This window comes from Methylobacterium sp. UNCCL125 (assembly GCF_900116795.1).
Taxonomy (GTDB): Bacteria; Pseudomonadota; Alphaproteobacteria; order Rhizobiales; family Beijerinckiaceae; genus Methylobacterium; species Methylobacterium fujisawaense.
Map to the genome: position 1 here is coordinate 1 of NZ_FPBW01000047.1, position 19,866 is coordinate 19,866.

The 19,866-nt window shown below is 70.0% G+C and carries 24 protein-coding genes and 1 pseudogene; 6 read left to right on the top strand and 19 right to left on the bottom strand.

Annotation, left to right across the window (positions count from 1 at the left end; translation table 11 throughout):
- The 5 genes and pseudogenes from BM396_RS29605 to BM396_RS29625 form a co-directional block, all read left to right on the top strand.
- Nucleotides 1-372, top strand: a pseudogene (locus BM396_RS29605) (hypothetical protein); the annotation flags it as partial.
- A 13-nt stretch (nt 373-385) separates the two neighbouring features.
- A complete protein-coding gene (locus BM396_RS29610; RefSeq protein ID WP_043387372.1) occupies nt 386-2,626 on the top strand; it encodes a hybrid sensor histidine kinase/response regulator in 2,241 nt (746 codons plus the stop codon).
- Nucleotides 2,623-3,690 carry a chemotaxis-specific protein-glutamate methyltransferase CheB gene (cheB, locus tag BM396_RS29615; protein ID WP_043387373.1) on the top strand — a complete coding sequence of 356 codons (1,068 nt, stop codon included), beginning with the start codon at nt 2,623-2,625 and terminating at the stop codon, nt 3,688-3,690. Before BM396_RS29610 ends, cheB begins: the two co-directional genes overlap by 4 nt.
- Nucleotides 3,687-5,408: a response regulator gene (locus BM396_RS29620; protein WP_043387375.1), complete on the top strand. Its 1,722-nt coding sequence runs from the start codon at nt 3,687-3,689 to the stop codon at nt 5,406-5,408. The genes cheB and BM396_RS29620 overlap by 4 nt, the downstream gene beginning before the upstream one ends.
- Nucleotides 5,401-7,287 (top strand): response regulator, encoded by a 1,887-nt coding sequence (locus BM396_RS29625; protein ID WP_043355050.1) that lies wholly within the window; start codon nt 5,401-5,403, stop codon nt 7,285-7,287. The genes BM396_RS29620 and BM396_RS29625 overlap by 8 nt, the downstream gene beginning before the upstream one ends.
- 479 nt (nt 7,288-7,766) lie before the next feature.
- On the opposite strand, the gene rplQ is transcribed toward BM396_RS29625, so the two are convergent.
- The 5 genes from rplQ to rpsM form a co-directional block, all read right to left on the bottom strand.
- A complete protein-coding gene (gene rplQ, locus BM396_RS29630; protein ID WP_043355049.1) occupies nt 7,767-8,177 on the bottom strand; it encodes a 50S ribosomal protein L17 in 411 nt (136 codons plus the stop codon).
- Nucleotides 8,178-8,377: 200 nt separating this feature from the next.
- Complete coding sequence (locus tag BM396_RS29635) at nt 8,378-9,397, bottom strand: DNA-directed RNA polymerase subunit alpha (RefSeq protein WP_010686165.1); 1,020 nt, start codon at nt 9,395-9,397, stop codon at nt 8,378-8,380.
- 108 nt (nt 9,398-9,505) lie between these two features.
- Nucleotides 9,506-10,378: an MBL fold metallo-hydrolase gene (locus BM396_RS29640; RefSeq protein ID WP_043355054.1), complete on the bottom strand. Its 873-nt coding sequence runs from the start codon at nt 10,376-10,378 to the stop codon at nt 9,506-9,508.
- Between the two features lie 34 nt (nt 10,379-10,412).
- Nucleotides 10,413-10,802 carry a 30S ribosomal protein S11 gene (rpsK, locus tag BM396_RS29645; RefSeq protein ID WP_010686167.1) on the bottom strand — a complete coding sequence of 130 codons (390 nt, stop codon included), beginning with the start codon at nt 10,800-10,802 and terminating at the stop codon, nt 10,413-10,415.
- A 171-nt stretch (nt 10,803-10,973) separates the two neighbouring features.
- Entirely contained in the window at nt 10,974-11,342 is a 369-nt protein-coding gene (gene rpsM / locus BM396_RS29650) for a 30S ribosomal protein S13 (protein WP_010686168.1), read from the bottom strand.
- A 252-nt stretch (nt 11,343-11,594) separates the two neighbouring features.
- On the opposite strand from rpsM, the gene BM396_RS29655 reads away from it, so the two are divergent.
- Nucleotides 11,595-11,951, top strand: coding sequence for a hypothetical protein (locus BM396_RS29655; RefSeq protein WP_043355044.1), 357 nt, complete (start codon nt 11,595-11,597; stop codon nt 11,949-11,951).
- A 37-nt stretch (nt 11,952-11,988) separates the two neighbouring features.
- On the opposite strand, the gene BM396_RS29660 is transcribed toward BM396_RS29655, so the two are convergent.
- From BM396_RS29660 to BM396_RS29725, 14 genes are all read right to left on the bottom strand, one after another.
- Nucleotides 11,989-12,219, bottom strand: coding sequence for a hypothetical protein (locus BM396_RS29660; protein WP_043387377.1), 231 nt, complete (start codon nt 12,217-12,219; stop codon nt 11,989-11,991).
- Between the two features lie 94 nt (nt 12,220-12,313).
- Entirely contained in the window at nt 12,314-12,916 is a 603-nt protein-coding gene (locus BM396_RS29665; protein ID WP_043355040.1) for an adenylate kinase, read from the bottom strand.
- Between the two features lie 170 nt (nt 12,917-13,086).
- Entirely contained in the window at nt 13,087-14,433 is a 1,347-nt protein-coding gene (secY, locus tag BM396_RS29670; protein WP_043387379.1) for a preprotein translocase subunit SecY, read from the bottom strand.
- Between the two features lie 145 nt (nt 14,434-14,578).
- On the bottom strand, nt 14,579-15,082 hold the full coding sequence (gene rplO, locus BM396_RS29675; protein ID WP_043355037.1) for a 50S ribosomal protein L15: 504 nt from the start codon (nt 15,080-15,082) through the stop codon (nt 14,579-14,581).
- Between the two features lie 10 nt (nt 15,083-15,092).
- Nucleotides 15,093-15,284: a 50S ribosomal protein L30 gene (rpmD, locus tag BM396_RS29680; RefSeq protein WP_043355035.1), complete on the bottom strand. Its 192-nt coding sequence runs from the start codon at nt 15,282-15,284 to the stop codon at nt 15,093-15,095.
- A gap of 12 nt (nt 15,285-15,296) precedes the next feature.
- Nucleotides 15,297-15,884, bottom strand: a complete 588-nt coding sequence (gene rpsE / locus BM396_RS29685) for a 30S ribosomal protein S5 (protein WP_043355033.1) — start codon at nt 15,882-15,884, stop codon at nt 15,297-15,299.
- Between the two features lie 154 nt (nt 15,885-16,038).
- Nucleotides 16,039-16,401: a 50S ribosomal protein L18 gene (rplR, locus tag BM396_RS29690; RefSeq protein WP_010686176.1), complete on the bottom strand. Its 363-nt coding sequence runs from the start codon at nt 16,399-16,401 to the stop codon at nt 16,039-16,041.
- 10 nt (nt 16,402-16,411) lie between these two features.
- The gene (gene rplF, locus BM396_RS29695; protein ID WP_043387380.1) at nt 16,412-16,945 is read right to left on the bottom strand and encodes a 50S ribosomal protein L6; all 534 of its coding nucleotides are present in this window, start codon (nt 16,943-16,945) and stop codon (nt 16,412-16,414) included.
- A gap of 23 nt (nt 16,946-16,968) precedes the next feature.
- Nucleotides 16,969-17,364, bottom strand: a complete 396-nt coding sequence (rpsH, locus tag BM396_RS29700) for a 30S ribosomal protein S8 (protein ID WP_012319176.1) — start codon at nt 17,362-17,364, stop codon at nt 16,969-16,971.
- Nucleotides 17,365-17,374: 10 nt separating this feature from the next.
- Entirely contained in the window at nt 17,375-17,680 is a 306-nt protein-coding gene (gene rpsN, locus BM396_RS29705; protein ID WP_043387382.1) for a 30S ribosomal protein S14, read from the bottom strand.
- A 40-nt stretch (nt 17,681-17,720) separates the two neighbouring features.
- On the bottom strand, nt 17,721-18,287 hold the full coding sequence (gene rplE, locus BM396_RS29710; RefSeq protein ID WP_043348261.1) for a 50S ribosomal protein L5: 567 nt from the start codon (nt 18,285-18,287) through the stop codon (nt 17,721-17,723).
- Nucleotides 18,280-18,594, bottom strand: coding sequence for a 50S ribosomal protein L24 (gene rplX, locus BM396_RS29715; RefSeq protein ID WP_012319178.1), 315 nt, complete (start codon nt 18,592-18,594; stop codon nt 18,280-18,282). The genes rplE and rplX overlap by 8 nt, the downstream gene beginning before the upstream one ends.
- Entirely contained in the window at nt 18,594-18,962 is a 369-nt protein-coding gene (rplN, locus tag BM396_RS29720) for a 50S ribosomal protein L14 (RefSeq protein ID WP_010686182.1), read from the bottom strand. The genes rplX and rplN overlap by 1 nt, the downstream gene beginning before the upstream one ends.
- 445 nt (nt 18,963-19,407) lie before the next feature.
- Nucleotides 19,408-19,785 carry a hypothetical protein gene (locus tag BM396_RS29725; RefSeq protein ID WP_043348264.1) on the bottom strand — a complete coding sequence of 126 codons (378 nt, stop codon included), beginning with the start codon at nt 19,783-19,785 and terminating at the stop codon, nt 19,408-19,410.
- Between the last annotated feature and the right edge of the window lie 81 nt (nt 19,786-19,866).

Consider the following 19,866-nt stretch of genomic DNA (forward strand, 5'->3'; position numbering starts at 1 on the left):
CAGGCCAAGGCGGCCACCGGCCAGGTGCGGGGGATCCTGGGCGAGATCCAGCGGGGCATCAACACCTCGGTGATGCTCACCGAGGAGGCGGTCAAGCGCGCCGCCGCCGGCAAGACGCGCTCGGACACGACGCAGCGGACCATCGAGGAGATCACCGCCCGGGTGGAGGAGAACGTCCAGACCTTCCAGCAGATCGTCGCCTCGACCAACCAGCAGCAGCTCGGCATCGAGCAGGTGATGGGCGCGCTCCAGAACATCCGCCAGGCCAGCCAGCAGACCGCGGCCGGCACCCGGCAGGTCGAGGCCGCCTCCGCCAACCTCACCGAACTCGCCCAGGCCCTCATGGCCCTCGCCGAACGCTACCGGAACTGAGGCGGCGCGCCCCTTGGCCGAGGACATCCGCAAGCTCCTGCTCGCCGCCTTCGATGTGGAGCATCGGGAGCACGTCACGGCGATCCGCGGGGCGCTCGGCAGCGCCACGCCGGATTGGAACGACGTCTTCCGCCGGGCCCACAGCCTGAAGGGGGCGGCGCGCGCCGTCGACCTCCCCGCGGTCGAGGCGGTCGCCCACCGCCTCGAGACCCTGTTCGAGGGCGTGCGCACCGGCGCCACCGCCCTCGACCGCGAGGCGGCCAACGCCGTCCACCTCGTCCTCGACCGGATCGAGTCCTACGTCGCCGGCCTCACGGACGGGGCCGGCCCGGAGATGCCGCCCGACGCCCTGGCGGCGCTCGGGCGCCTCCTCGATCTGCCCGGGGAAACGCCGCCGCCCGGCCCGGCCTCGGCTCCGGCCCCGAGCCCGCCCGACATGCCGGCGGCCCCGTCACCGACCCCGTCACCGGCCGCGCCTGCGCCGAAGCCGGCCCCCGAGCCGGCCGAAGCCTCCGCCGCCATCCTGCGGGTGCCGGCGGACGCCGTCGAGGCGCTGGCCCGGGCGAGCCACGATCTGGCCAGCACCCTGGCGGGCCAAGCGCCCGCAGCCGACGGCCTCGCCCGCCTCGCCCGCCTCGCCCGCGACCTGCGCCTCGGCGCGGAGACCATCGCCGCCGGGGCCGGCGCGGAGCGGCCCGAATGGCGCGCCTTCGCGGCCCGCGCCGACGCTTTCGCCCGGGAGGCCGCGGATCTGTCGCGGCGCCAAGCTTCCGCGACCAGCGCGGTCGAGGGGGCGGCGACCCGCGTCCGGGCCGCCGCCGAGCGCCTCGCCCTGGTGCCGGCCGAGACCGTGCTGGCGCCGCTGGCCCGGTCGCTGCGCGAGACGGCCCGGGAGCAGGGCCGCGAGGTCGATATCGACCTGCGGGGCCTCGACCTGCCGGTGGAGCGTGGCACGCTGCAGGCCCTGAAGGATCCGCTGCTCCACGCCCTCCGCAACGCCCTCAGCCACGGCTGGGAGGCGCCGGAGGTGCGGCGCGCGGCCGGCAAGCCGGAGGCCCTGGGCCTCGGGCTCGCGGTCGCAGTGCAGGGCTCCCGCCTTCAGGTCACCGTCTTCGACGATGGGCCCGGGCCGGACCTCGCCCGGATCGAGGCGGCGGCCCGGGCCCGCGGCCTCCTCGGTCCCGCGGCCGCCGCCGACCCGGAGACCCTGCTGCGCCTCGTCTTCGAGCCCGGCTTCTCCACCGCCGAGGCGGTCGATACCCTGTCGGGGCGCGGCTACGGCCTCTCGGTCGCCGCGGACGCCGCCCGCCAGCTCATGGGCAGCGTCCGCCTGGAGCCGCGCGATCCGGCCGGCACCGCCCTGATCTTCAGCCTGCCGCTCTCGGCGGCCCGGCGCAGCCTGCTGCTGGTCGAGGCGGCCGGGCGCAGCTACGCGCTGCCGGGGGGCGCCGTGGAGCGCCTCCTGCGCCTCAAGCGCGGCGAACTCCCGGTCGCGATGGGACGGACGATCCTGCGGCTCGGTGAGGGGGATGCGGCGACGAGCCACCCGGTCACGGACCTCGCCGCGATCCTCGGACAGTCGGCCGATCCCGCCGATCCCGGCATGCTGACCGCCGTGGTGCTGCGGACCCGCGGCGGCCGTCTGGCCCTTTCGGTCGATCGTCTGCACGACGTCCGTCCGTTCCTGGTCCTGCCCGCGCCCGCCTTCGGGGCCGATCCGGGCCTGATCGCCGGCACGGCGGTCCTGCACGGGGACGTGCCGGTCCTGGTCCTCGATCCCGAGGGGATCGCGGTCCGCGCCCTGGCCGGGGCGTCGGGCGGGTCGCTCGGAACGATGGGGCCGGCTCAACGTTCGACGACTCCCGTGTCGCCGCGCGCTTCCGCCCGCGCGACGATTCTGGTCGTCGACGATTCGATCACCACCCGGACCTTGGAGAAGGGCATCTTGGAAGCCGCCGGCTACCGTGTGGTCGTTTGCGTCGACGGGCAGGATGCCCTCGAACGGCTGCGCGCCGAGATCGAGCCCGTGGACCTGGTCCTCGCCGACGTGGAGATGCCACGGCTCGACGGGTTCGGCCTGCTCAAGGCCCTCCGGGCCGACGAGCGCTTCGCCCGGCTTCCGACGATCCTGATGACCTCCCGCGGGGATGCCGCCGACGTCGCCCGGGGCCTGGATCTCGGCGCCGACGCCTACCTCACCAAGCAGAAGTTCGACCAGCGCCAGTTGCTGGATACGATCGGGCAGCTCCTATGACCCCCGTCCGTGTGATGCTCGTGGAGGACAGCCTCGTGGTGCGCGAGCTGCTGCGCCACATCGTCTCCCGCGATCCCCGCCTCGAACTCGTGGCCGCGGTCGCCTCCGGCGAGGAGGCCCTCGACAAGCTCCGGACCGTGCGGCCGGACGTGATCTCGATGGATATCCGCCTTCCGGGCATCGACGGCCTCGAGACGACCCGCCGGATCATGGCCGAGCACCCGACACCGATCGTCGTCGTGGCGGATTCGGTCGAGGATTCCTCGCTGCGCATCTCCATGAACGCGCTGCGGGCCGGGGCCCTGTCGGTGGTCGAGAAGCCGGTGGCCACGACCCATGCCGGCTATGAGGGCGTGGCCGGCGAGATCTGCACGCAGCTGCGGATCATGGCCCAGGTTCCGGTCATCCGCCGCCGCCCGATCGGCACCGAATGGGCGGGCCGTGCCGTCGCCGCGCCCCACGCGCCGCCGGCCGAGCTGACCGGGCAGGCCCCGAGCCTCCTGGGCATCGCCGCCTCGACGGGCGGACCCCCGGCGCTGGCGCGGGTGATCGGCGCCCTGCCCCAGGATTTCCCGCTGCCGGTGCTGGTGGTCCAGCACATGGGGGCGGCCTTCATGGACGGGTTCGCCAGCTGGCTCGACAGCGTCGTGACCCTGCCGGTGGCGCTGGCCCGGGACGGGGAGCGGGCCGAAGCCGGCCGCGTCTACGTGGCCCCGGGCGACCGCCACCTGGAGATCGGCTCCGGCCGGATCCTGCGGGTGATCGATTCCGCGCCGGTCTCGGGCCAGCGCCCCGCCGCGACCGTGCTGTTCCGGTCCATGGCCCGGCAATCCGGAGCCTCCGGCATCGGCGTGCTGCTCACCGGCATGGGCGAGGACGGAGCCATCGGTCTCGCCGACATGCAGAAGGCCGGCGCCCAGACCGTCGCCGAGCATGAGAGCACCGCGGTCGTCTACGGCATGCCGGCGGCGGCTGTACGGCTCGGGGCCGCCCGGGCCGTTCTCCCCCTCGACCGAATCGCCGACCACGTCCTGCGCCTCGTTGACGGGGGGGCTCGGCCGTGATCGAGGCCGGCACGGTTGAGGTGCCGGCCCGGATCCTGCTCGTCGAGGATTCGGAGACGCAGGCCCTGGAGCTGCGTCTGCTCCTGGAGGCGCATGGATTCGCCGTGGAGCGCTGCGCCTCCGCCGAGACCGCCCTCGACCACCTCAACCGCAGCCAGCCCGATCTCGTGGTGGCCGACTATCACCTGCCGGGCATGAACGGCGACGAGCTGATCCGGCAGATGCGCCTGTCCCTGCGCACCCGGGCCCTCCCCGTCCTGATGCTGACCGGCGGCAGCGGGGGCGAGCGTCAGGGCCTCGAGAGCGGCGCCGACGCCTACCTGCCGAAATCCGCCGATCGCGACCTGATGATCCTGCGGATCCGCGCCCTGCTGCGCGAGCGTCGCCCCGCAAGCGAGGGCGAGGGCCCGGGTGCGGCCGCGTTCCGACGCGGGCGGATCCTGGTGATCGACGGGAGCGCGACGTACCGGACCTTCCTCGCCGGCCTGATGGGCCAGGACGGCCATCACGTGGTCAGCGCCGACGGGCCGGACGCGGCGCTGGCCGCCCTGGACGCGGCGGCCGGCGCCGAGGCCTTCGACTGCGTGACGGTCGATCTCCTGGGCCACGCCTATGACGGCCTCGCCCTGTGCCAGGTGATCAGCGAGCGGCGCTCCGGCCAGGCGGCGGGTGCGGGCTTCCACCTCGTCGGGATCGCCGGCAGCGATCCGGCCAAGACTTTCCTCGTCGAAGCCTACGCGGCCGGGGCCGACGACGTGGTCTCGAAGACCGATGCCGAGGTCCTGGCGCTGCGGGTGCGCGGCTTCGTGCGGCGGCGCCTGCTGGAGGAGGATGACCGGCGCATCGCCGGCCAGTTCGGCGAGCGCGAGCGGGCGGTGGAGCGCGCCCGCGCCGAGGCCGAGGCGGCCGAGGCGCGGGCCGGGCTCGCCGACGCCCTGGAGCGCGCCAACCGCGACCTCGCCGACGCCAATCGCCAACTCACCGAGGCGCAGTCCAAGCTCGTCCAGGCCGCCAAGATGGCTTCGCTGGGCGAACTGGTGGCCGGCATCGCGCACGAGATCAACAACCCGCTGGCCTTCATCCTGGCCCATCAGGGCACGGTCGAACGCCTGCTCGGCGAATTGCCGGATGCCGCGCCGGACGCGGCCGCCCGCGCCGTCGACAAGGCCCGGCAACGGGTCGGCTCGATGCGGATGGGGCTGACCCGGATCCAGGATCTCGTGCTGAACCTGCGGAAGTTCTCGCGCCTCGACGAGGGCGAACGTGCCCTGGTCAACGTCCCGGAGGCGATCGAGACGGTGCTGGCCCTGATCCAGCACAAGCTCGGCGACCGGATCGCCGTGGAGCGCAGCTTCGCGGGGCGCGCCGAGATCCACTGCACCCCGGCGCTGCTCAATCAGGTGGTGATGAACATCCTGGGCAACGCCGCCGACGCGATGCCGGAGGGCGGCACGATCCGGATCACGACCCAGTCGAGCCCAGAGTTCGACGAGATCCGTATCAGCGATACCGGTCCCGGAATCCCGGATACGTTGCGGGAGAAGATCTTCGAGCCGTTCTTCACGACGAAACCGGTGGGGTCCGGTACCGGTCTGGGTCTTGCGATTGCATACAGCGTCGTTCAAGCGCATAGCGGCTCGCTCACCGTGGAGACGGCCCCGGGTGGGGGAGCCTGCTTCGTGATCGGGATCCCGCGGCAGGCGCCAGTGCATGAGTGACGGTACGGCAGGTGTAGGGACGATCCTGGCCGTCGACGACGAGCCGGATATCCTGATCGCCCTGGAGGACCTGTTCGAGGAGTCCTACCGGGTGCTGACGACCTCGCGCCCCGCGGAGGCGCTGGAGATCCTGCGCGCCGAGCCCGACATCGCCGTCGTGCTCTCCGACCAGCGCATGCCCGGCCTGACCGGCGACGCGCTCCTCGCCGAGGCCCGGACCTTTCACGACGCGCAGGCGATCCTGCTGACCGGCTACGCCGACATCACCGCGGTGATCGCCGCCCTCAACCGCGGCGGCATCGTCGGTTACGTCACCAAGCCCTGGGATGCCGGCCTGCTGCGCTCCACCGTCCGGCAGGCCTTCGAGCGCCATAGCCTCGGCCGGGACCTCGCCACCGAGCGGGCGCTCCTGCGCGGCCTCCTCGACCACGCCCAGGACGCGATCAGCTTCAAGGACGCCCAGGGCCGGTTCGTGCGGCTGAACGCCCGCAAGGCCGCCCTCCTCGGCCACGACATCGCCGCCTGCCTCGGGCGGCGCGAGGGCGAGCTCCTCGGCCCGAAGGCGGCCCCGGTGACGGCGGCGGACGAGGCGGCGATCCGCTCCGGGGCGGTGGCCGAGAGCCTCATCAGCGATGGCCCGACGGGGGCCGAGCAGTGGAGCCACGTGACGCGCGTGCCGATCCGCGATGCCGGCGGCTCGATCAGCCACCTCGCGATGATCGAGCGCGACGTGACCGAGCAGCGGACCCTGGAGGCCCGGCTGCGGCAATCGGACAAGATGCAGGCGCTGGGCACCCTCGCGGGGGGCATCGCGCACGATTTCAACAATCTCCTGACCGCGATCCTCGGCAGCCTCGAACTCGCCGCCCCGAAGGTTGCCGACCAACCGCGGGTCCAGCGGCTGATCGAGAACGCCCGCGGAGCCGCCGAACGCGGCGCGTCCCTGACGAAGCGCCTCCTCAGCTTCAGCCGTGCCCACGACCTCCAGGCACGGGCCGTCGACGTGAACACCCTGATCACCGGGATGAGCGACCTGTTCGGGCGCAGCCTCGGCGGCCTCGTCACGGTCCGGACCGACCTCGAGGAGGGTCTTGCGGCGGTCCAGGTCGATCCGGACCAGCTCGAACTCGCCGTGCTCAACCTCTGCATCAACGCCCGGGACGCCATGCCGGACGGGGGCGCCATCACGGTGGCGACCCGGCAACTCAGCATCGGCGGCGATCCCGAGATCGCCGACGGCACCTATCTGGGCATCAGCGTCACCGACGAGGGGACCGGCATACCGGAGGAGATCCTGCGCCGGGTCTGCGAGCCGTTCTTCACAACCAAGGCGGTCGGCCAGGGGACGGGGCTCGGGCTCGCCATGGTGTTCGGCCTCGCACAGCAATCCAAGGGCCGGCTGGTGATCGACAGCGTGGTCGGGCGCGGTACCCGTGTCGAGCTGGCTCTGCCCTTCGCCGACCAAGCCCCCGAGCAGGCCGCCGAGGCGTCCGGTGCCGCCCCGGTCGCCGGCCGGCGCGCCCGCGTCCTCATCGTCGACGACGACCCGCAGGTGCGGCACGTGACGGCCTCCTTCCTGACCGGATTCGGCCACAGCACCACGGAGGCCGGCGATGGCGAGGCTGCGCTCCGGCTTCTCCAGGGGGACCGCTACGACATCGTCGTGGCCGATCTGGCCATGCCCGGCATGAGCGGCATCGAGCTGGCCGCCGAGATCCGCGACCGGGATCCGCACATGCCGGTCCTGATCCTCACGGGCCACGCCGATGCGATGCAGATCCCCGAGGACCTGCCGGTGCTCGCCAAGCCGTTCCGCTCGGCCGATCTCGCGGCCCGGGTCGCCACGCTGCTGGAGGGTGCGGTCGGGACCTCCGTCTGAGGGGGGCTTGCAACCAACCGGTTGCCGGCTCATTCTCTCTCCGTGGAGCCCGATGGCTCCGGGTTACGAAGAGGAGGTGGACCATGAGCAATCACGGCATCTTCCCGCGCCGCAGGCGTGACAACGATCTGGACCAGGACGGTCCACCGGACGAGTTCCGGCAGGGATAGGGGTTTTCGGAACGCGGCGCGGTCGAGTTCCCGGCCCGTCCGATACGGGCCGCCAGGGCGAGCTCCCGCGACCATCCGAGACGTGGACCCTGCTACAGACCCGTCGGCGCGAGCCGGCGGGTTTTTTATGACTCGCGCATCGTCATCGCGAGCGGAGCGAAGCGACCCAGGGACACGCGACAGCCTGAGACCGCGCGCTGCCTTGGATTGCTTCGCTCCGCTCGCAAGGACGCGAAACGCAAGAAGCCGCCCCGGATGAGCCGGGACGGCTTCTCAGACATCGGGAGCGTCGGAACGCCCTTCGAGGGATCAGGCGGCCTCGGCGACCTGGCTCGGACCGGAATCCTTGCCGCGGGCCTCGACGTCGCGATCGACGAACTCGATCACGGCCATCGGGGCGTTGTCGCCCTGGCGGAAGCCGGCCTTCATGATGCGGCAATAGCCGCCCGGACGGCCCTTGTAGCGCGGGCCGAGCACGGTGAAGAGCTTCTTGACCATGTCGGCATCGCGCAGCTGCGCCATGGCGAGACGCCGGGTGTGAACGCTGTCGATGCGGCCGAGCGTGATCAGCTTCTCCACCACCGGGCGCAGATCCTTGGCCTTCGGCAGGGTCGTGATGATCTGCTCGTGCTTGAGCAGAGCGACCGACATGTTGGCGAACATCGCCTTGCGATGCTCGGCGGTGCGGTTGAAACGACGGCCGCGATAACCGTGACGCATGGTGCTGGCTTCCTTTTCGTCTCGGCCGCCGTGCCACGGTACGGCCGGGTGCCCCGAAATCGGGGCGGTTGATTCCGCATGACCCTGCGGCGGGATTCTTTCGGGACCTCGCGTCGGCTCGGCGAAGTCCCGGGTCTGGACCGGCCGAACCGACGGCGCCGTACAGCGCCGCCCCGTTCAGCCCGAGGCGGCTTCGCCTCTCAGTAGTGCTCCTCGAAGCGCTTGGCGAGGTCCTCGATGTTCTCCGGCGGCCAGCCGGGGATGTCCATGCCGAGGTGCAGGCCCATGCCGGCGAGCACTTCCTTGATCTCGTTGAGCGACTTGCGGCCGAAGTTCGGGGTCCGCAGCATCTCGCCCTCGGACTTCTGGATCAGGTCGCCGATATAGACGATGTTGTCGTTCTTCAGGCAGTTCGCCGAACGGACCGACAGCTCGAGCTCGTCCACCTTCTTGAGCAGCGCCGGGTTGAAGGGCAGCTGCGGCGCGAGCGGCGCGGCCTCTTCCTTGCGCGGATCCTCGAAGTTCACGAAGACCTGCAGCTGGTCCTGGATGATGCGGGCGGCATAGGCCAGCGCATCCTCCGGCGAGACCGCGCCGTTGGTCTCCACCGTCATGGTGAGCTTGTCCTTGTCGAGATCCTGGCCCTCGCGGGTCGTCTCGACGCGGTAGCTGACCTTGGTGACCGGCGAGAACAGCGAGTCGACCGGGATCAGGCCGATCGGGGCGTCCTCGGGGCGGTTGCGCTCGGCCGGGACGTAGCCCTTGCCGGTGGCGACCGTGAACTCCATCCGGATCTCGGCGCCGTCGTCCAGCGTGCAGATCACGAGGTCGGGGTTCAGGATCTGGATGTCGCCGACCGTGCCGATGTCGCCGGCCGTGACGAGGCCCGGGCCGGTCTTGCGCAGGGTCATGCGCTTGGGCGCGTCCGTCTGCGAGCGGATGGCGATGGTCTTGATGTTGAGGACGATGTCGGTCACGTCCTCGCGCACGCCGGGGATCGACGAGAACTCGTGCAGCACACCGTCGATCTGCACCGAGGTCACGGCCGCGCCCTGGAGCGACGACAGGAGCACCCGGCGCAGGGCGTTGCCCAGCGTCGTGCCGAAGCCGCGCTCGAGCGGCTCGGCGACGACGGTGGCGACCCGCTTGGGGTCGTCGCCGGTCGTGACCTGCAGCTTGTTCGGCTTGATCAGTTCCTGCCAATTCTTCTGAATGACCACGATCCTACCTCTCGTCCATGCCCGGGATCCGCGACGCCCGTTCCCGCGCTTCGGCCGTTCGGCGCCGCCCCTTGGCGCCCCGAACGGTCCCTGAATCCGTGTTTGCCGTTACTCGCCGCCGACCCAGAGTGCCGGAACGAAGCTGTATCCCGCCCCGTCCCGATCCACGTAGCCGAGCGCCGGGAATTCGAGATGCGAGCCGGCGATGAAGGTCCGCTCGCTCGCCACCGCGTCCATGATCTTCTTGCGCGTCTCCCGCGCCTGATCTCCGTCGACGTCGAAGCCCACACCCGCCTGCGGGTTCTTGAACTGGATCGCCGGCAGGTGCACCACATCCGTCCACATCAGCAGCGACTGTCCACCGGAGACGATGCGGAAACCGCAATGGCCCGGCGTATGGCCGGGCAGATGGAGTGCGGTGATGCCGGGCAGAACCTCGCCACCCCGATGCTCCCGCATCCGCTTGGCATAGGGCGCCACGGCCTTCCGGGCGCCCTCGAAATACGGCTTGGCCGCATCCGGCGCCCGCGACAGGGCCTCGTCCGGCAGCCAATGGGCCGCCTCGTCGGCGTGAACCACGATCTCGGCGTTCGGGTATCGGGCCGCACCGTCCTTCACGAGCCCGCCCACATGGTCGGGATGCAGGTGGGTGACGAGAACGGTTTCGATCTCCTCCGGCTTGACGCCCGTGAGCGCCAGCGCCGCGCCGGCCCGGCCGAGGGTCTCGGCCGGAGCCAGATCGCCATAGCCCGTATCGATCAGCACCGGCTTGCGGCCGGCGCCGGTGATCAGGAAGGCGTTCAGCGTGATCTTGGGCTGCTCGGTGCGGAAGCCCGCCACCTGTAGCCGCCCGGCCTCCTCCTGGGAGATCCCCGTGACGAGATCGAGGCTGGCCTGAAACCAGCCGTCGTTGAGCGCGGTGACCGTGAGGTCGCCGAGGTTCCAACGCAGCACGCCCGGAAGCGGCTTCGATCCCGTCATGAGCTTCTCCGTCAAAAGGCTTCTCCGGCGCGGATCAGACGCGACGACGCTTGCGCGGCCGGCAGCCGTTGTGCGGGATCGAGGTGACGTCGCGGATCGACGTCACCGTGAAGCCCGCGGCCTGGAGGGCGCGCAGCGCCGACTCGCGGCCCGAACCGGGACCCGACACCTCGACCTCGAGGGTGCGCATGCCGTGCTCGGCGGCCTTGCGGCCGGCATCCTCGGCGGCAACCTGGGCGGCGTACGGGGTCGACTTCCGCGAGCCCTTGAAGCCCATGGCGCCGGCGGACGACCACGAGATCGTGTTGCCCTGCGCGTCCGTGATGGTGATCATTGTGTTGTTGAACGAGGCGTTCACGTGGGCGACGCCCGACACGATGTTCTTGCGCTCGCGGCGGCGGACGCGTTGCGGTTCCTTAGCCATCTGTTCTCACTCTTCCTTCAGGCACGCCCGTAACACCAGGCGCTCGGGATTCTTCTTGGGACTTGGCCGCTTGGCCCGTGCAGGGCTGGCGAGCCAGAGCCGGGCGCCTCATGGGACGCCCAGCGGGACGGAATGGAGGCCGAGCGAAGCCCGGCCTCCCGATCCCAAAGATTACTTCTTCTTGCCGGCGATCGGCTTCGCCTTGCCCTTGCGGGTGCGGGCGTTGGTGTGGGTGCGCTGGCCGCGGACCGGCAGCTGCTTGCGGTGACGCAGGCCGCGATAGGCGCCGAGATCCATCAGGCGCTTGATGTTCATCGACACTTCGCGGCGCAGATCGCCTTCGACCAGGTAGTCGCGGTCGATCGTCTCGCGGATCGAGAGAACCTCGGCGTCGGTCAGCTGGTTGACCCGACGTTCGGCGGGGATGTTCACCTTCTGGGTGATCTCCTCGGCCTTCTTGGCGCCGATACCGTGGATGTACTGGAGCGCGATGACGACGCGCTTGTTGGTCGGGATGTTGACGCCTGCGATACGGGCCACGATCACTCTCCATGTCAGGCCCGGGTGTCCGGGCTGGTGTCGCGCGCGTCCGGTGGAGGCCGGCCCATGCGCACGTGAAACGACGACGCGGCCCGCGGGCGGCCCTGGACAGGGCACCTCGGACCATCGTTCGGTTGGACGAAGGAGGGCCTGCTAGCGCGCGGGCGGCCCGATGTCAACGACCGTCAGGCATGGCCGCGTCCCGTCATGCGCCGCGTGCGGGACCCGGGTCGAGATGATCGAGGAGCCAAGATGGCGGTTCTGACCAGCGACGGCGCAACGCTCCGGGCCTTCGCCGATTCGGTGTTGCGGGCCGCCGAGGAAACCCTGGACGAGGTCCTGCCGGTGACGCTCGCGGTCATCGGCGGCATCCTCGCCGAAGCGGAGCCCGGCTCCGTGGCGCTCCAGAGCGCGGATGACGGGCCGCCCCTGCTCTGGGCGACCTTCGCCGGGCACCGCATGGTCTTCCGCTACAACCCGATGACGGCGATGATCGAGCTGCGCATCGGCACCGACGAGGGCTACCCGTTCCGCCTGTTCGGCCACCGCTCGCTTCAGATGGACATCGCCAACTTCTTCGGGAGCCTGCGTCGCGAAGGGCGGATCTGATGCATCGTCCCGGGCGCTGCGAGTCGGCAGCCGCGTCTCAGCGGAAGCCCTGGTTCCGCAGCCGGCAATAGCCGCCCATATCCTGATAGCCCGCGGGGCAGCGGCGGGCGCAGGTCCCCGCCACATACTTGAGCGGCGGCCGGCAGGCATGGCGGAAGCGCTTCTGCCCGTACACGAAGGACTGGGCGGGGCTCTGCGCGAAGGCCGGCAGAGGGGGGAATGCGACCGCGAGGAGGAGCGTCGCGGTGGCGAAGAGGCGGAGGGTCATGGCGATTCCGATCCGGGATGCGCCTCTCAACCCACTGACCACGCCTCGAGTTCACGTCCGCGCGCCACCGAGCGGTCGGCGCGCGGCGATCGACTCAGGAGGCGACGCGCTCCTCGTGCGGCTCCAGCACCGCCATCAGGTCGGCCGTGACCTTGTCGATCGGCTGCATGCCGTCGATGGTCTCCAGCATGCCCTGCTTGGCGTAATAGGCCGACAGCGGGGCCGTCTGGGCGCGATAGGCCTCGAGACGCTGCTTGAACACCTCCGGTGTGTCGTCCTTCCGCACCGCCTGGCCGCGGGCCAAGGTCTCGGCGGCCCGCTTCTCGATGCGGCCGACCAGGGCGTTCTCGTCGACCTTCAGCTCGACCACCGCGGAGAGGCCCATCCCCTTGCCGGCCAGCATCGTGCCGAGGGCCTCGGCCTGCGCCACCGTGCGCGGGAAGCCGTCCAGGATGAAGCCGCGGCGGGCATCCGCCTCCTCGATCCGCTCGGCGACGATGCCGACCACGATCCGATCCGAGACGAGACCGCCGGATTCCATCACGGCCTTGGCCTCGAGGCCGATCGGCGTCCCGGCGGCCACGGCCGCCCGAAGCATGTCGCCGGTGGAAAGCTGCGGGATGCCGAAGCGCTGTACGATCCGCTCGGATTGCGTCCCCTTCCCCGCACCGGGCGGCCCGAGCAGAATGATACGCATGGCGTTGTCCTCGTTCGGCCCACTCTCTCTGTGGGCACAAGCCGTGGTGGCGAAGCCTCCCTGGCATCGCCGGGTTCGGGGTCTTCTAGCCGGTCAGGGCCCGACAGGCATCCAGACCTTTGGGCCAGAGGCGGGCGTGTCCTTGGTGACGGCCCGCCTCTGTAGCAGGCTCAGCGCCGGCGTTGCGTGGTCGAGGCGCCACGCAGCTTGGCCTTCTTCACGAGGCCCTCGTACTGATGGGCCATCAGGTGCCCGTGGATCTGCGCCACGGTATCCATCGTGACCGAGACCACGATCAGCAGCGACGTGCCGCCGAAACCGAGGCTCGCCGCCGCGTAGGACGACAGGATCTCCGGGCACAGGCACACCAGGGTCAGGTACAGGGCGCCGATCACCGTGATGCGGGTCAGCACCTTGTCGATGAACGCCGCGGTGCGCTCGCCCGGACGGATGCCCGGGATGAAGCCGCCATGCTTCTTCAGGTTGTCAGCCGTCTCCTGCGGGTTGAAGACCACCGCGGTGTAGAAGAACGTGAAGAAGATGATCAGCGCCGCGTAGAGCACCATGAACAGCGGGGTGCCGTGGCCGAGATAGGCCGTCACCGTGCCGAGCCAGCCGGTGGCGCCGCCATTGGCCGAGAAGCTCGCGGCGGTCGCCGGCAGGAGCAGAAGCGACGAGGCGAAGATCGGCGGGATCACGCCCGAGGTGTTGAGCTTGAGCGGCAGGAACGAGGTCTGGCCCTCGTACATGCGGTTGCCGACCTGGCGCTTCGGGTAGTTGATCAGGAGGCGGCGCTGGGCGCGCTCCATGAACACGATGAAGTAGACGAGCGCCACGGCGGCGACGCCGACGCCCAGGATGATCGCCGGGGACAGGGCACCGGTGCGTCCGAGTTCCAGGGCGCCCGCGATCGCCACCGGCAGGTGGGCGACGATGCCCGCGAAGATGATCAGCGAGGAGCCGTTGCCGATGCCGCGCGAGGTGATCTGCTCGCCGAGCCACATCAGGAACAGGGTGCCGCCGGTGAGCGTGATCACCGTCGAGGCCAGGAAGAACGGTCCCGGATCGATCGCGGCCGAGGAGCCCTGCAGGCCGATGGCGATGCCCCAGGACTGCACCAGCGCCAGCACCACCGTCAGGTAGCGGGTGTACTGGTTGATGACCTTGCGGCCGGACTCACCCTCCTTCTTCAGCGCCTCCAGGCTCGGGATCACCGAGGTCAGGAGCTGCACGATGATCGAGGCCGAGATGTAGGGCATGATGTTCAGGGCGAAGATCGCCATGCGCTCGACCGCGCCGCCCGAGAACATGTTGAACAGGCCCAGCACGCCGCCCGATTGCTGCTGGAAGTTCCGGGCGAACTGCTCCGGGTCGATGCCGGGGATCGGGATGTACGTGCCCAGCCGGAACACCACGAGGGCGCCGAGCGTGAACCAGATGCGCTTCTTCAGCTCATCGGCCTTGGCGATCGCACCGAAATTGAGGTTGGCGGCAAGCTGCTCGGCGGCTGAGGCCATAAGCGTCGCGTCCTGGACATGTCGCCGGGCGGTGGAGCCCGGATGAAACGAAAAACGGCGGCCCGCGTGGTCGCAGGGCCGCCGCTCGAAGGTTCGGCTTAAAGGGTGCGCGGAAACCGTGCAACGGGTCCCGGCGTCGCTCCCGTCAGGCCGTCGCCGCCTCGCTGCCGCCGCGGGTGGAAGCACCCTGGGCGTAGACGACGGTGACCGAGCCGCCGGCCTTCTCGACCGCCTCGACGGCGGACTTGGAGGCGCGGGTGACCTCGAAGCTGAGCTTCGCGGTGAGCTCGCCGACGCCGAGCAGCTTCACGCCGTCGCGGGGACGGGCGATGAGGCCGGCGGCGACCAGGCTCTCCACCGTCACGGTGGCGGCCTTGTCGAGCTTGCCCGCGTCGACAGCCTCCTGGATCCGGCCGAGGTTCACCTCGTTCAGGTCCTGGGCGTAGAGGTTGTTGAAGCCGCGCTTCGGCAGGCGCCGATGCAGCGGCATCTGACCGCCCTCGAAGCCCTTGATGGACACGCCGGTCCGGGCCTTCTGACCCTTCACGCCGCGGCCCGCGGTCTTGCCCTTGCCGGAGCCGATGCCCCGGCCGACGCGCATCCGGTCCTTGGTGGCGCCGGGATTGTCGCTGATCTGGTTGAGCTTCATCGGGACCTCCTCACGCCACGTCGCCGTGGACGCGCACGAGGTGCGCAACCTTGCGGATCATGCCGCGCACGGAGGGGGTATCCTCCAGCTCGGACACGCGGTGGAGCTTGTTGAGCTTCAGGCCGATCAGCGTCGCGCGCTGGCTGGCCTCGCGGCGGATCGGCGAACCGATCTGCTCGATGCGGAGAGTCTTCTGTGCCATCGGACCCTCCCCTTACGCGACCGCGGCTTCGGACTGGTCGGCCGGATCGGCATCGCGGCGGCGCGACTGGAGGGTCGACACCTTGATGCCGCGGCGGGCCGCCACGGAGCGCGGGCTGTCCTCGTTCTTGAGCGCCTCGAAGGTGGCGCGCACGAGGTTGTAGGGGTTCGAGGACCCCAGCGACTTGGCGACGACGTCCTGCATGCCGAGGGTCTCGAACACGGCGCGCATCGGGCCGCCGGCGATGATGCCGGTACCCTGCGGAGCCGCGCGGAGGATCACCTTGCCGGCGCCGTGGCGGCCGTTGACGTCGTGGTGCAGAGTCCGGCCCTCGCGGAGCGAGACGCGGATCAGGCCGCGCTTGGCGGCCTCGGTCGCCTTGCGGATGGCCTCCGGCACCTCACGGGCCTTGCCGTGGCCGAAGCCGACGCGGCCCTTCTGGTCGCCGACGACGACGAGGGCCGCGAAGCCGAAGCGACGGCCGCCCTTCACCACCTTGGCGACGCGGTTGATGTGGACGAGCTTGTCCACGAACTCGCTGTCGCGCTCCTCGCGATCATCGCGGCGGCCGCGGCCCCCGCCTTCCCGTTCACGTGCCATTGCTTTACCCGTTCATCTCACTGGCGCAGGCGGCGGGCCTGCTCGCTCGATTGCTTCGAATGCCGGACATGCACCGCACGTCCGGCCCGCCGTCGTTCAAAGATCCCGATCGGGGCCGCCGGCGGCGGATGCGCCGCCGGCGAGGTCCCTAAGATCAGAACTCCAGGCCACCCTCGCGGGCGGCCTCGGCCACGGCCGCGACACGGCCATGGTAGATGTAGCCGGAGCGGTCGAAGATCACCTTCGTGACGCCCGCGGCCTTGGCGCGCTCGGCGACCAGCTTGCCAACCGCCTTGGCGGCGGCGACGTCGGCGCCGGTCTTGAGTTCGCCCTTGAGGGCCTTGTCGATCGACGAGGCCGCGGCCAGCGTCTTGCCGGCGACGTCGTCGATGACCTGGACGTAGATCTGCTTCGACGAGCGGAACACCGAGAGCCGCGGGCGGCCGTTGGCGGCGGCCCGCAGCGCGCGGCGGACGCGCGCCTTGCGGCGATCGAGGGCTTCGAGCTTGCGAGACATGATGCCCTCCTTACTTCTTCTTGCCTTCCTTGCGGAAGATGAACTCGCCCGCGTACTTCACGCCCTTGCCCTTGTAGGGCTCGGGTCCGCGGTAATCGCGGATCTCGGCGGCGACCTGACCGACCTGCTGGCGGTTGATCCCGGAGATCGTGATCTCGGTGGGCTTCGGGGTAGCGATCGTGATCCCCGTGGGGATCGCGTATTCGATGTCGTGGCTGTAGCCGAGCGACAACTTGAGGGCCTTGCCGGCCATCGCGGCGCGATAGCCGACGCCGGTGATCTCGAGCTTCTTCTCGAAGCCCTTCGACACGCCCTCGGCGATGTTGGCGATCTGCGCCCGCGACGTGCCCCACAGGGAGCGCGCCGGCTTGGACTGGTTGACGGGCTGCACCTCGATGGCGCCGTCCTTCATCGCCACGGCGACGAGCGACGGGACGTCGTAGGACAGTTCGCCCTTCGAACCCTTCATCTTCACCGTCTGACCGGTGACCGTGGCGGTAACGCCCGCCGGCACGGGGACCGGCTTCTTGCCTACGCGAGACATGGGATAACCTCCTTATGTCCCGATCAGAACACGGTGCAGAGCACTTCACCGCCGACGTTGCGCTCGCGCGCCTCGTGATCGGCCATGACGCCCTGCGGGGTGGAGACGATGGTGACGCCGAGGCCGTCGGCCACGTGCGGCAGCTCGCCGACGGACGAGTAGACCCGGCGGCCGGGCTTCGAGACGCGCTTGATCTCGCGGATCACCGGGCGCCCGTCGTAGTACTTGAGCTCGATGGCGAACTCGGTGCGGCCGTTGCCGAGGTCCGTCGCCGCGTAATCGCGGATGTAGCCCTCGGCCTTCAGGACGTCGAGGACGCTGGCGCGCAGGCGCGAGCCGGGCGTCTGGACGACGTTGCGACGGCGCAGCTGGCCGTTGCGGATGCGGGTGAGCATGTCGCCCACGGGATCGTTGACCATGGGGACCTCCTTACCAGCTCGACTTGACCAGGCCGGGGATCAGGCCCCGGTTGCCAAGCTCGCGCAGCGCAACGCGCGAGATGCCCATCTTGCGGTAATAGGCGCGCGGGCGGCCGGTCATGCCGCAGCGATTGCGGATGCGGGTGGCCGACGAGTTGCGCGGCAGTTCCGCGAGCTTGAGGCGCGCCTCGAAGCGCTCCTCCATCTCGAGGGCTTCGTTGTTGGCGATCTCGAGGAGCGCCTTCCGCTTGGCCGCGAAGCGCTTCACCAGCGCCTTGCGAGCCTCATTCTTCTCGACTGAGCTTTTCTTCGACATGTGGTCTATCTCCGGTGTCCGCGTCTGAAGCCCGAGAGCTTCACTGCCGGAACGGGAACTTGAAGGCGGCGAGCAGGGCCTTGGCCTCGGCATCGGTCTTGGCGGTGGTCGCCACGACGATGTCCATGCCCCAGGTCTGCTCGGCCTTGTCGTAGGAGATCTCCGGGAACACGAGGTGCTCCTTGAGACCGAGGGCGTAGTTGCCGCGGCCGTCGAACGAGCGCGGGTTCAGGCCGCGGAAGTCACGCACGCGCGGCAGCGCGATGGTGATCAGCCGGTCCATGAACTCGTACATGCGCTGCTTGCGCAGGGTCACCTTGCAGCCGATCGGCATGCCTTCGCGGACCTTGAAGGTCGCGATGGCCTTGCGGGCCCGGGTGATGACCGGCTTCTGGCCGGCGATCAGGGCGAGGTCGCCCGCCGCCACCGAGGCCTTCTTCGAGTCCGCGGTGGACTCGCCGACGCCCATGTTGATCACGATCTTGGTGATCTGCGGCACTTCCATGGGGTTCTTGTAGCCGAACTCCTCGATCAGCTTCTGGCGAACCACCTCGTCGTAGTGCTTGCGCAGGCGCGGGGTGTAGGCGTTCTTGTCGGCCTCAGCCATCGATCTGATCCCCCGTGGTCTTGGCGAACCGGACCTTGCGCCCGTCTTCGAGGATGCGGAAACCCACGCGGGTCGGCTTGCCGTTGGCATCCGCGACCGCGATGTTCGAGAGCTGGATGGCGGCCTCCTTGGAGATGATGCCGCCTTCCTGGTTCTGGGTCTGCTTCTGGTGCTTCTTGACCAGGTTGATGCCGCGCACGAAGGCCCGGCCTTCCTTCGGCAGAACCTGGATCACCTCGCCCGACCGGCCCGAATCGCGGCCGGTGAGCACGACGACCTTGTCGCCCTTCTTGATCTTGGCAGCCATTACAGCACCTCCGGAGCCAGGGAGATGATCTTCATGTGGTTGCGGGCGCGGAGCTCGCGCGGAACCGGTCCGAAGATACGGGTGCCGATCGGCTCCTTCTGATTGTTGATCAGGACCGCGGCGTTCTTGTCGAAGCGGATGACCGAACCGTCGGCACGCTTCACGTCCTTGGCGGTGCGGACGACGACCGCCTTCATGACGTCGCCCTTCTTGACGCGACCGCGCGGGATCGCCTCCTTGACGGAGACGACGATCACGTCGCCCACGCCGGCATACTTGCGCTTCGACCCGCCGAGAACCTTGATGCACATCACACGGCGTGCACCCGAGTTGTCGGCGACGTCCAGATTCGTCTGCATCTGGATCACGTGCGTGACTCCTTGTTTCAGGCGGGTTTCCGCACACGGACGGTATTGCCCGGCGGACGACGCCTGATGGGGACCTGATGTCCCCGGCTCATGTGTTCGACCGCGCTGGCGGTGTCGCAAGGACACCGGCGCGGTCACCGCGTTCACAGGGTGCGAGCACCCATCGGAATGTCGCGAAGGCCGGGCGGATACTACGGGCCGCCCCGGATGGCAAGCGGAGCGGCGTGAAATCGTCGGCGGCGCATGGCTGGATTGACCCGATGCACGGCCTGGTTCCAGTCGGCGCCCGTCAGGAGGCCGCGTCGCATGGGGATCGTCGGCGCGCTCCGATTCGGCCTCGCGCGCACGACTCGCTGCGGATGCGTCATGCGGGCCGGCGTGCCTCTCAAAACGCGACGACCGGCGCGCCTCTCGGCGCACCGGTCGCTGAGCGCTCGGGCGGGACTCAGGCGGGCTGGCCGCCTGATTCGAACAGGAAGCCGTCGAGGCTCGGGATCGTCACCGACGCGCCGCTCGCGGGCTTCGACAGGCGCCAGGGCCGCTCCGAGCGGGCGCGGATCGCTTCGGAGGGGCGGAGCCGCCGCATGAGACCGTCCTCGCCGACCTCCTCGATCGCCAGGAATCCGTAGACCTGAAGCCGGGAGGCCGTCAGTTTCGTCCCGCGATCCTCGGCGGCGACGACCATGCTGCCGGTGGCGTAGACGGCATCGAGCAGGGACCGCTGCTCGCTGCGCCGGCGGCTGCGTGCCTCCCACTCGCCCGGTGCCTGGGCGGGAATGGCCCGCCGGAACGGAACGACGTTGCTGACCGCGACGCAACCCATACGCAAAACCCTTGACGCAGACCCGCGGCGGCACGCAGGCCGCCCGTTGATCGCGACAATTCGACGGATCGCTTTAATTCT

Excerpts from the sequence above, each read along its gene's own strand:
- cheB (WP_043387373.1), top strand. The coding sequence starts at position 2,623 with ATGACCCCCGTCCGTGTGATGCTCGTGGAGGACAGCCTCGTGGTGCGC.
- BM396_RS29625 (WP_043355050.1), top strand. The coding sequence starts at position 5,401 with ATGAGTGACGGTACGGCAGGTGTAGGGACGATCCTGGCCGTCGACGAC.
- rplQ (WP_043355049.1), bottom strand. The coding sequence starts at position 8,177 with ATGCGTCACGGTTATCGCGGCCGTCGTTTCAACCGCACCGCCGAGCAT.
- BM396_RS29640 (WP_043355054.1), bottom strand. The coding sequence starts at position 10,378 with ATGACGGGATCGAAGCCGCTTCCGGGCGTGCTGCGTTGGAACCTCGGC.
- rpsK (WP_010686167.1), bottom strand. The coding sequence starts at position 10,802 with ATGGCTAAGGAACCGCAACGCGTCCGCCGCCGCGAGCGCAAGAACATC.
- BM396_RS29655 (WP_043355044.1), top strand. The coding sequence starts at position 11,595 with ATGGCGGTTCTGACCAGCGACGGCGCAACGCTCCGGGCCTTCGCCGAT.
- BM396_RS29660 (WP_043387377.1), bottom strand. The coding sequence starts at position 12,219 with ATGACCCTCCGCCTCTTCGCCACCGCGACGCTCCTCCTCGCGGTCGCA.
- BM396_RS29665 (WP_043355040.1), bottom strand. The coding sequence starts at position 12,916 with ATGCGTATCATTCTGCTCGGGCCGCCCGGTGCGGGGAAGGGGACGCAA.
- secY (WP_043387379.1), bottom strand. The coding sequence starts at position 14,433 with ATGGCCTCAGCCGCCGAGCAGCTTGCCGCCAACCTCAATTTCGGTGCG.
- rplO (WP_043355037.1), bottom strand. The coding sequence starts at position 15,082 with ATGAAGCTCAACCAGATCAGCGACAATCCCGGCGCCACCAAGGACCGG.
- rpmD (WP_043355035.1), bottom strand. The coding sequence starts at position 15,284 with ATGGCACAGAAGACTCTCCGCATCGAGCAGATCGGTTCGCCGATCCGC.
- rpsE (WP_043355033.1), bottom strand. The coding sequence starts at position 15,884 with ATGGCACGTGAACGGGAAGGCGGGGGCCGCGGCCGCCGCGATGATCGC.
- rplR (WP_010686176.1), bottom strand. The coding sequence starts at position 16,401 with ATGTCTCGCAAGCTCGAAGCCCTCGATCGCCGCAAGGCGCGCGTCCGC.
- rplF (WP_043387380.1), bottom strand. The coding sequence starts at position 16,945 with ATGTCTCGCGTAGGCAAGAAGCCGGTCCCCGTGCCGGCGGGCGTTACC.
- rpsH (WP_012319176.1), bottom strand. The coding sequence starts at position 17,364 with ATGGTCAACGATCCCGTGGGCGACATGCTCACCCGCATCCGCAACGGC.
- rpsN (WP_043387382.1), bottom strand. The coding sequence starts at position 17,680 with ATGTCGAAGAAAAGCTCAGTCGAGAAGAATGAGGCTCGCAAGGCGCTG.
- rplE (WP_043348261.1), bottom strand. The coding sequence starts at position 18,287 with ATGGCTGAGGCCGACAAGAACGCCTACACCCCGCGCCTGCGCAAGCAC.
- rplX (WP_012319178.1), bottom strand. The coding sequence starts at position 18,594 with ATGGCTGCCAAGATCAAGAAGGGCGACAAGGTCGTCGTGCTCACCGGC.
- BM396_RS29725 (WP_043348264.1), bottom strand. The coding sequence starts at position 19,785 with ATGGGTTGCGTCGCGGTCAGCAACGTCGTTCCGTTCCGGCGGGCCATT.